Here is a 9,838-nt window from a genome sequence, read left to right on the forward strand (position 1 = left end):
CCGCTTCTAGAGGCGAGACCGACCTTACCGCAATCGCCTCCTACCTCCCGGATTCCTGGTCCCCGCCGCCCTCGGTGCCCAGGGGCACGATGAGCAGGATGTGCGTTCCATGGCCGAGGGGGCTCGAGATCGAGAGGGTGCCCTCGCAGAGTCCGGTCCGGCGCCGCATCTCCGTCAGTCCGGGACACGAGGGCGGTTCTGCGAACCCGGAGCCGTCATCGATGATCTCCATCTCGAGGCGATCCGGAAGGGCCTGCAGCGTGATCGTGACGGAGTGTGCTGCGGCGTGCCGGAGGGCGTTGGACAGGCCTTCCGTGAGGACCCCGTGAACATGTTCGGCCAGTTCGGGGTCGACAGCGGCGTCGAGGGGGCCTGAGAGGTGCAGGACGGGTTGGAGGGCGCGGCTCCTGGCCGCTGCCGCCACGAGGGCGAAGACGCCGGCGCTGAAGGTCGAGGTGGCCCGCGGAACGGATCGCAGTGAGTAGATGGTGTCGCGCAGTTCCCTGATCGTGGCATCCAGCTCGGCGGTCACGACGCTGATGCGTTCGAGCGCCCTGCGATCCGTGAGTTGTTTGCTGAGGACCTGCATGCTCAGGCCTGTCGCGAACAGTCGGTGGATGACCAGGTCGTGGAGGTCGCGTGCGATCCTGTCCCGGTCGCCGAACACCGCTTCCTGTTCCCGTTCCCGCTGGGCCCGCAGCAGTTCCAGGGCCAACGACACATGGGACGCGAACGTCCGGACCATCTCGTGGTCGACGTCGGTGAACGGGACCTCCGCCCGGCGGACGAAGAGGATGTAGTGCCGCTCTCCCGACCCGGCGAGTCGTACGCACACCGCCGTCGTCGGGGCAGGGAGGGAGGACCCGTGCAGCAGGCGGGCGGTATCCGCCGGTGTCAGCAGCAACGGGGGCGACATCGCGGTCAGATCGTCCAGCAGCGCCGGATAGTCCCAGGATTCCCCGCTGAAGGAGCCTGCGTCCCGGCCTTCCGCCGCTACGCAGAGGAGCGCTCGTCGATCACCGTGCTCGCGGAGAACGAGTGTGAGGTCGCTGTGCGATGCCCGCAGGGCGTGGTGCGCGACCGATTCGGGATGGCTCCGGACCGGGTCGGTCTGTTCGAGGATCTCGCGGACCGCACCGAGCCCGCCCTCGAGCCATCGTGTCCTGCGCGTCGAGTCGTCGAACAGGCGGGAGTTCGCGATCGCGATGGCGGCCGCCGCGGCGAGAGCGACGAGGAGCTTCTCATCGGTGCTGGTGAATCCTCCGTCTCCGTCCTTCCCGGTGAGGTACAGAGTCCCGAAGACCCTGTCGTGGATCCGAATGGGGACTCCGAGGAACGAGCTCATCTCCGGATGCCGGGCAGGGAAGCCTGCCGCGCGCTCGTGCGGGCGCAGGTCGTGCAGGCGCAGGGGACGCGGACCGGGGCCCGATGCGCCTGGGGCCCCGTCTCCCCGGGGGTGCGACGAGGCCGTCCCGTTCTCGTCGGTCTCCAGCACGACCGTGACGAAAGCGCTGAGCAGCCGATCCGGACCGACCACTCCCAACGCTCCGTGCCGCGCGCCGACGAGTTTGCAGGCCGCCGACACCACCCGCTCCAGGACGATGTTCAGGTCGATGTCCTCGGCCATCGCACCGAATGCTCCTACCAGGGCGCTGATGCCGGCCGACCTCCCGGAGCTCGGTCCTGCCTCAGGCGCCGGCGTGTCCTTCATCCTCCCAGCATGCATCACTGCACGGTTCCGCCTCGTCACTTCCTGCCGCAGGTCGAGGACTTGCGGCATGAGCCGCGCATGACCAGGAGTGCAGGGCGCTGGGCCCTGCACTCCTGTCGCCCCCGGTGCCGTTTGCTCGACCCGGGGACTCCTTCCAGTCAAGAGCGGATTCCGTGTCGAAGCAACCGCTGATCGCACGGCCGACACTCAGGAAACAGTGCACCGGTCGCGAGGCTGTCCAGCGGGGAAGCCGGTCGACGATCGTGTATCCGGCAGCGGCACACCGCGACAAGCATTGCAAAACGACGAGCATTACAGTGGAGGGCAGCACCGCCCGTACCGATCGCGGTCCCACTGCCAGGAGGTGTATGTGATGAGCGAGGAGCTCAAGATGAACAGGGGTATGCCGTCGTCGCATTACGGCGGTAGTGAGCGGACACGCGATCTCGCCACGGAGCTGGCCGAGCTCGCCCGGTCGCTGCAGCAGGAACCGGACTCGGACGCGATCGTCGCCGGCTTCGTCCACGCGGCCGTCGACCTGATCCCCGGGGTCGACGAAGGCTCCGTCAGTGTCGTCATCGGGCGGAAGAACATCGGATCCCGCGGCGCGTCCGGCAGCCTGCCCGAGCGCATCGATGCGCTGCAGATGGAGACCGGGGAGGGGCCGTGCCTGGAAGCGGCGTACGAGCGCCGGACCGTGCGGGTCCCCGACATGGCGCACGAGGAGCGGTGGCCGCTGTTCGCGCAGCGGGCCACCGAGGCCGGCGCCAAGGGGATGCTCTCGATCCAGCTGTGGGTCGAAGGCGACGACCTGGGCGCACTGAACCTCTACTCGTACGAGGCCGACGCGTTCACGGACGAGTCGGAGAACATCGGCCTGCTGGTCGCCTCCCACGCGTCGGTGGCGTTCGCCGAGGCCGAGAAGGCCCGGCAACTCCACGAGGCGGTGAACTCCAGGGATGTGATCGGCCAGGCCAAGGGCATCCTCATGGAACGCCACAAGATCACCGGTGAGCAGGCGTTCATCGTGCTGTCCATGGCCAGCCAGCGCACCCACCTGAAACTCTGGAACGTCGCCGAGCACCTCATCAGCAGCGGCGAACTTCCCCGTTCGAAGACCGCTCGCTAGCGCATCGGGGCTGTCTCCGGTTCACGGCGGCGGATCCTCCGGGGCGTGCGACGCCTGGTCGTCAGTGGTTGAAGTGCGTGGTCAGCGGTTCTGCCTGGCCCACGGAGGCGAGGATGCCGGCGGCGAGGTCCGATACCTTCACGTTGCGCGTGGAGGATGCCTGTCGGAGGATCGCGAACGCTTCCTTCTGGGTGCACCTGTTCTGGGCCATGATCGCGCCGACGGCCGTGTCGATCGTGGTGCGGGTCGTCATGGCGGCCTTGAGGTGCTGCGTGTCCTCGCTGAGCTTCGCGATCCGCACGGCCAGGCGGAGGGAGCGTGAGGCATCGCGGGCGAGGCCTTCGGCCACCGTGATGCCTGTGGCGTCGAAGGCGTCCGGGGTCGTGGAGTAGAAGTCCAGGCCGGCACTGGCTCCGTCGTCGAGCCGGATGGGAATGCCGAGGGCAGAGCGCAGGCCGTGGGCCGCAATGGCCTGGCGGTATTCGGGGAAGCGTTCCTCGGTGAGGAAGTCCCGGATATGCACGGTCTCACCCGTGCGGGCGGCCCGGAGGCAGGGGCCGTCGTCGAACCCGTACTGCACCTCATCGACCTCACGGGCTTTGTCGCTGCTGCTGGCGACCGTGATCATCGAGCGTGGCCGCAGGAGCGTCACCCCGCAGAACACCTCACCGTAGGCGCTGCTGAACGCTTCGGAGGCTATGGTCGCGAGGCCGGTGAGGAATTCCTGGACGTCGTCGCTCTCGAGCACCATGTCCTGCAGGAGCGCGGTGACCGGGTCGCGGTCGATCTCGCGAGCGAGTTCCTTTTCGTCGGGCATGCGGCTGGCTCCTTGAACGAGGGGATGTCAGGTCGACGATCCAAGCCGCAGCGGTCGGAACCGGGCCGGGTCGTCGCGGCGGTCGGGGTTCACCGCTCGCTTCGGACCACGTGGATGGAGATGTGGAGCGCTTTCCTCCGAAGAAGTATAGGACCTGGGAGCCCGGAGTCGATCATTCAGTCCGCCGCCTGGAGGCAGGTCCTGAGCCGTCCGATGCCATCCCGGATCCGGGTCTTGGCGGTCGGGACGGGGATGCCGAGGTGGTCGGCGACCTCGACGTAGGTCAGACCGGCGTAGTAGGCGAGGTCGATCGCCTCCCGCTGCGCCGCGGACAGGGAGGCAAGGCAGGCCCGGACCGCAGCGGCCTCTGACTGCCGGACGGCAGCATCTGCGACCTGGTCGTAGTCGACGTCCTGGTTCTTGATCCCCCACTTCAGGTCCCGGGTCCGGTGGGATTCCTCGGACCGGACCTTGTCGACCGCGCGGCGGTGCGCGACGGTCAGGATCCAGGACATCCCGGTACCGAGGCCGGGATCGAATCGCGCCGCGGTGCCCTGCCAGAGGGCGAGGAAGACGTCCTGCGTCGTCTCGGCGCTCATCTCGGCATCGACGAGCACTTTCCGGGCAAGCCCGTAGACGCGGGCGGAGGTCTGCCGGTACAGGTCTTCGAAGGCCTGCGCGTCGCCCTGCCCCACCCGAAGGAGCAGCGACTCCACCTCGCTCCCCGGCAGGCCCGGACCAGCGACAGCAGGAGGGGAGGACCGGGGAGAAAGCCGGACAGGATCCGGGATCCGGGTATTCTGCATGTGCGTGAGACCTTCTTCTGACCGTCGGCTTGATCCAGGCGACGTCGGGCACCGCGTGCCATAAGGTCCCTGATTGCTAAACAACCTAAGTACAGCAAACCACAGGTCCCCCCGCGTCGGGCGGCCGGATCCATGGAGGTGCGCAGATCTTGCGTGTCGTCAGAGCCTTGCGGCTCGGGCCGGGCCGCGCAGTTTGTCCGGGTTCCGCACGAGGTAGATCCCGCTGATCCTGCCCTGCCCGTCCGCCTCCACGGCGACGGTCAGTTCCAGCCGGTCACCCGCATGGACCAGGATGCCCTGGCCGCCATTAAGAGGTCCGATGCCCACCCGCGCCCCCGGCGTCGGCGTGCGGCCGATCCTCAGAAGGAACCCGGCGATCGCCGCGGCCCCCAGGATGGGCTTGCGGGCGGCCACGACCTTGCCGCCGCCGTCGGAGAGCAGGACGGCGTCGGGGGCCAGGACGTCCATCAGGGCCTGCAGGTCACCCGTGCCCACGGCGGCCTGGAAAGCCTCGAGGGCCGCGGCGCCCTCCCTGGTGCTGCTCGCGGACCGGTCTGCGGCGCCGATGCGGGTCCGGGCCCGCACGGCGATCTGCCGTACCGCGGCCTGACTCTTGCCGAGGGCCTCGGCGACCGCCGGATAGGGCAGGCCGAAGACGTCGTGGAGCATGAACACGGCGCGTTGTTCCGGAGTGGCCTGCAGCAGCACCACCGTCAGGGCGTAGCTGAGTTGCTCGCTCATCATCAGGCGTTGCTCGGGGTCGTCGGCCTCTGCCACGAGCGGCTCGGGCAGCCACGGACCCGGGTAGGACTCCCGGCGGCGGGACACGGTCCGGATCGCGTTGAGTGCGGTCCTGGTCGCGATCGTGGCGAGGTAGGCCCGCGGATCCCGGACCCCGGCCGGGTCCACGCCGGCCCAGCGCAGGTAGCTGTCCTGGACGACGTCGTCGGCATCGGCGCGGGTCCCCAGGACCTCGTAGGCGATCGCGAACACCATGGGGCGATGCGCTGCGAACAGCTCGTCCTGCTCCGTCGAGGGGGCCATGGGCATCAGCCTACGGGCACGGCCGGACCGGCCGGCCACGTGTAGGACCCCGGTGTGCGCGCCTCCCCGGCCAGCCACGCGAGCGTCATCCGGCAGACCTGTTCCTTCCCCCATCCTCCGGCCCGCCCGGAGAGCGCCCAGCGGCGGGGCGCGTCATCTGCGTGGACGAACTGCACGTGGCCCCGTCCTGCGCCGAGGTCCAGGCACTGCGCGAGGTAGCCGGCGTCGAGCTCCGACGGGGCGGTGCCGGCCAGGCGGGCGAGCACGGTGTCGGCGGCGTGGGCGCCCATCGGCAGCGCGATCGCGCAGGACGCCCGCAGGTGATCGCCGGCGGTACCGGTGACGGACACGGCGTCGCCGGCGCCGAGGACGCGCTCATGGCCAGGCACGGCGAGTGTCGCGTCCACGACGAGCCGCCCGCTGCCGTCCACGGGCAACAGGCTGTCGGCCGCGAGGGACGGCACGGCGAGCCCCGCCGTCCAGATCGTCGCCGCCGCGGCCGGTCGTGGGCGTGCACCGGGAGCCCGGGGGGTCACGGTCCCCGTCTCCGGGTCCACGCTCCCGTGCTCGACGGTGATGCCGAGGCGGTGCAGGCGGCGGGCCACCGCGTCCCTGTCGGTGAGGGGATGGGCCGGCCCGGACGGGGCGACGACGGTGATGGACAGGTCCGGGCGGGTGACCGCGAGCGCGCAGGTTAGTTCGACTCCCGTGGGACCGGTACCGGCCACCGTCACCGCCGCACCGGGGGCCAGACGCGTGATGGCGCGCCGCGTTCCCGCCGCGGCCGCCGCATTGGTGACCGACAGCAGGGGCGTGGGCGGCTCTCCGCTGCCGACCGCGTACACCAGCCAGTCGAACCCGATCGGGGCGTGGCCCCGCAGGGTGAGGGACCGACGGTCGGCATCGATCCGGAGCGCCCGGGCGGGGAGGCGACGCACCCGTGGATGCAGCACCCTCGACCAGTCCACGCCTGCTGCGTCCCGGCTCCCGGCGGCGACCCGGTGCAGCCGGATCCGTTCGGTGAACTGCGCCCCCGGATCCACCAGGGTGACCTCGACGGGGAGGCGATCCGCTGTGCTCCCCGCAACCCTGTTCGCCGCCATCACCCCGGCGTACCCGCCACCGACGACCACCACCCGCACCGACCCGCTCATGACGCCTCGCTTCCTCGGGAATCTCCGACACCATCAAGACACCGCTCGCCGGCGGTCTGTGACAGGGGCGCAGCCGGACCGTGGGGCCGGTCGGTCGTCCTCAACCCGTGGCGGTGCTGGACCTGAGCACGAGTTCGCCGTGCGGCATGGGTTTCGTCTGGATGGTGCCCGTGTCGAGCAGGGCGAGCAGGAGTTCGGCGGCCACCCGGCCCTGCATGCCCGGGTTCCTGGACAGTGCCGTGACCGCGGGGGACGCGAGCCGGCAGTGCAGCGAGTCGTCCCAGCTGACGATCGCGACGTCGTCGGGGCAGCGCAGGCCGAGTTCGCGCAGGGCGAGCAGCCCGCCCATCGCCATCAGGTCGTTGCCGAACACCATCGCCGTCACGGGTGACTCCGGTGCGCGGAGGAGTGTCACGACGGCGTCGTGCCCGGACGTGAGTGCGTAGTCGGTCTCCACCTGGACCACCTCCAAACCGTGGCGTGCCGCGCGCTCCCGTACGCCTCGGATGCGCTCCTCCTCGTGGACGAACCGGTGCGGGCCCGAGACGTGCGCGATCCGACGGTGCCCGCGGTCGTGGAGGTGATCGACGATCGTGGCGGCGTCGACGGCGTGGTCCGTCGTCGTCCCGGAGTACGAGGCGGGCGCGGCGGATGCCGGTGCGCTGTGCAGCACGAACGGCATGCCCAGCCGGTCCAGCAGCGTGGGACGCGGGTCGTCGTGCAGGTGATCGAAGATGAGGACGCCGTCCACCTTCCGTTCGCCGGCCCAGCGCTCGTAGGTGGACTGCTCCTGGGCCGGACCCTTGTCCACCATGCGGAGCATCAGGGCCATGTCCCCTTCGGCGAGGGCTGTCTCGATGCCCGCGAGCATCGCCATGTAGTGCGGTTCCGTGCCGATGAGGAGGGGATCGGCGGACAGGACCATCCCGACGGCGCCCGCGCGGGACCGGGAGAGGGCGCGGGCGGAGGAGCTGGGGTACCAGTCGAGTTCCTCGGCGAGGTCCAGGACACGGCGCCGGGTGAGTTCGCTGACCCCTGGCTGGCCATTGAGCGCGTAGGAGACCGATGCCTTCGAAATGCCCAGCCTCTTCGCCAGGCCGGTAATGGTTTCCTTGGCCATGGCTTCCACAATAGCTCCACGAATTGCTTGACCGACCCCGTGATATCACCTAGGTTCGACCTGACTGCTGAACCGGTTCAGCACCCCCTTTTCTCAGCGAGGAGAATCCCCCGTGACGTATTCACTCCAGCTCTACACCCTGCGGACGGCCATGGGAGAGGATCTGCCGGGCACCATCCAGCGCGTCGCCGCACTGGGCTACACCGCCGTCGAGCCCTACAACTTCGTCGCCACCGCCGACGAGCTCACGGCCGCACTCTCGGAGAGCGGACTCACCGCCCCGTCCGGCCACGCGCCCCTCCTCAGTGCGGACCAGGACGAGATCTTCGAGGCCGCACGCAAGCTCGGTATCGGCACCGTGATCGACCCCCACGTCGAGCGCTCGTCCTGGACCTCCGACGAGGACATCAGGGCCACCGCCGAAGCCCTCAACGCGGCAGCGAAGAAGGGTGCCGGGTACGGCATCACCGTCGGCTACCACAACCACGAGTTCGAACTGGAGGAGCGCATCGACGGCACCTCCGCCCTCGAGGTCCTCGCCGGCTACCTCGACCCGGAGGTCGTCCTCGAGGTGGATACCTACTGGGCGGCCGTCGGCGGCGAGGATCCCGCCGCGCTGCTCCGCCGCCTCGGCGACCGCGTACGCTTCATCCACATCAAGGACGGCCCACTCACCAAGCAGAACACGGAGCAGGTTGCCGTCGGCTCGGGCAGCATGCCCGTCTGGGACGTGCTCGACGCCGCTCCCGGGCTCGAGGCCGCCGTCGTCGAACTCGACGATTTCGACGGCGACATCTTCGCCGCCGTCGCCGACAGCCTCGCGTACCTGACGGAGGGAAGGAAATGAGCGCTCGATCGGAAGCCCGGCGCACCGGCCCCGTCGGCGTCGCCGTCATCGGAGCAGGGGTCATCAGCAAGGAATACCTGACGAATCTGACAGCCTTCCCGGACGTGACGGTGCACATCGTCGCCGACCTGCACGAGGAGGTCGCCGCGGCCCGGGCCGCGGAGTTCGGGGTGCCGTCCTCGGGCGGCGTCCAGGATGCGCTGAACCACCCCGACGTCGAGATCATCGTGAATCTGACCATCCCCGCAGCGCACGTCGAGGTCGCTACTGCCGCCGTCGAAGCGGGCAAGCACGTGTGGAGCGAGAAGCCCTTCTCGCTGGACCGGGAGAGCGGCACGGGCCTGCTGAAGGCCGCGGATGCCGCCGGCCTCCGCCTGGGCTGTGCTCCCGACACCTTCCTCGGCGCGGGCCTGCAGACGGCGCTGCGCCTGGTGGCGCGCGGCGACATCGGCGTACCCCTCACGGCGCTGACCCTGATGCAGTCCCCGGGCCCCGAGTCCTGGCACCCGAATCCCGCCTTCCTCTTCCAGGAGGGCGCCGGGCCGTTGTTCGACATGGGCCCCTACTATCTGACGACGCTCGTCCAGACCTTCGGTGCGATCACGAAGGTGGCGGGCTTCGGGTCGACGTCCCGCGAGAGGCGCACCATCGGTTCGGGGCCGAGGGCCGGTGAGGTCTTCGACGTCACCGTCCCGTCCCACGTCAGCGCGATCGCCCGGTTCGCGAACGGCGAGTCCTCGCAGAGCATCTTCAGTTTCGATTCGCCGCTCCACCGCGCGGGGTTCGTCGAGGTCACCGGGACGGAGGCCACCCTCGCGTTCCCCGACCCGAACAACTTCACGGGCGACCTCGTGCTGACGCGCCGCGGAAGCGACGAACCGGAGGTCGTCCACGCGGTCGGCGCGACGTCGACGCGCGGCAGCGGTGTGCTCGAGATGGCCCGGGCCCTGCGCGAGGGGCGCCCGCACCGCGCGCAGGGCCAGACGGCGTACCACGTCCTCGACGCCATGGTCTCGATCGCGGAGAGCCTCGCCACCGGTGAGTTCGTCTCGCTCTCGAGCACCGCGACCGCCGCCGAGCCGCTGCCGGAGGACTGGAACCCGTACGCGGCGACCCTGTCCTGAGACCTCCCGGGGAACCCGACCACCACGCCCGCGAGGGACGCGGACGGTGGCCGGCGGGGCTCCGACAGCCCGCGTTCCGCCCGGGT

Annotated in this window: 9 protein-coding genes; 3 read left to right on the forward strand and 6 right to left on the reverse strand. The window is 69.9% G+C overall.

Features of this window, described 5'->3' with window-relative positions; genetic code table 11:
* Positions 1-40 precede the first annotated feature (40 nt).
* On the reverse strand, positions 41-1,711 hold the full coding sequence (locus tag AC4D2E_RS14730) for a GAF domain-containing sensor histidine kinase (RefSeq protein ID WP_490953093.1): 1,671 nt from the start codon (positions 1,709-1,711) through the stop codon (positions 41-43).
* 373 nt (positions 1,712-2,084) lie between these two features.
* Between AC4D2E_RS14730 and AC4D2E_RS14735 the strand changes: the two genes are divergently transcribed.
* Positions 2,085-2,840, forward strand: a complete 756-nt coding sequence (locus AC4D2E_RS14735; RefSeq protein WP_490953094.1) for a GAF and ANTAR domain-containing protein — start codon at positions 2,085-2,087, stop codon at positions 2,838-2,840.
* A gap of 61 nt (positions 2,841-2,901) precedes the next feature.
* Here the strand turns inward: AC4D2E_RS14735 and AC4D2E_RS14740 are convergent, their stop codons facing one another.
* The 5 genes from AC4D2E_RS14740 to AC4D2E_RS14760 all read right to left on the reverse strand — a co-directional run bounded on the left by AC4D2E_RS14740 (position 2,902) and on the right by AC4D2E_RS14760 (position 7,781).
* Positions 2,902-3,657: a GAF and ANTAR domain-containing protein gene (locus AC4D2E_RS14740; protein ID WP_104167868.1), complete on the reverse strand. Its 756-nt coding sequence runs from the start codon at positions 3,655-3,657 to the stop codon at positions 2,902-2,904.
* Positions 3,658-3,833: 176 nt separating this feature from the next.
* Positions 3,834-4,463, reverse strand: a complete 630-nt coding sequence (gene sigK / locus AC4D2E_RS14745) for an ECF RNA polymerase sigma factor SigK (RefSeq protein WP_490953095.1) — start codon at positions 4,461-4,463, stop codon at positions 3,834-3,836.
* 159 nt (positions 4,464-4,622) lie between these two features.
* On the reverse strand, positions 4,623-5,507 hold the full coding sequence (gene sigJ / locus AC4D2E_RS14750; RefSeq protein WP_219815711.1) for an RNA polymerase sigma factor SigJ: 885 nt from the start codon (positions 5,505-5,507) through the stop codon (positions 4,623-4,625).
* 5 nt (positions 5,508-5,512) lie between these two features.
* Complete coding sequence (locus tag AC4D2E_RS14755) at positions 5,513-6,661, reverse strand: NAD(P)/FAD-dependent oxidoreductase (RefSeq protein WP_490953096.1); 1,149 nt, start codon at positions 6,659-6,661, stop codon at positions 5,513-5,515.
* Positions 6,662-6,761: 100 nt separating this feature from the next.
* Complete coding sequence (locus AC4D2E_RS14760; protein WP_490953097.1) at positions 6,762-7,781, reverse strand: LacI family DNA-binding transcriptional regulator; 1,020 nt, start codon at positions 7,779-7,781, stop codon at positions 6,762-6,764.
* A gap of 112 nt (positions 7,782-7,893) precedes the next feature.
* On the opposite strand from AC4D2E_RS14760, the gene AC4D2E_RS14765 reads away from it, so the two are divergent.
* Complete coding sequence (locus AC4D2E_RS14765) at positions 7,894-8,628, forward strand: sugar phosphate isomerase/epimerase family protein (RefSeq protein WP_104167872.1); 735 nt, start codon at positions 7,894-7,896, stop codon at positions 8,626-8,628.
* On the forward strand, positions 8,625-9,752 hold the full coding sequence (locus tag AC4D2E_RS14770; RefSeq protein ID WP_490910211.1) for a Gfo/Idh/MocA family protein: 1,128 nt from the start codon (positions 8,625-8,627) through the stop codon (positions 9,750-9,752). The genes AC4D2E_RS14765 and AC4D2E_RS14770 overlap by 4 nt, the downstream gene beginning before the upstream one ends.
* The last annotated feature ends 86 nt before the right edge of the window (positions 9,753-9,838 follow it).

The organism is Arthrobacter sp. TJ-265 (assembly GCF_058269135.1).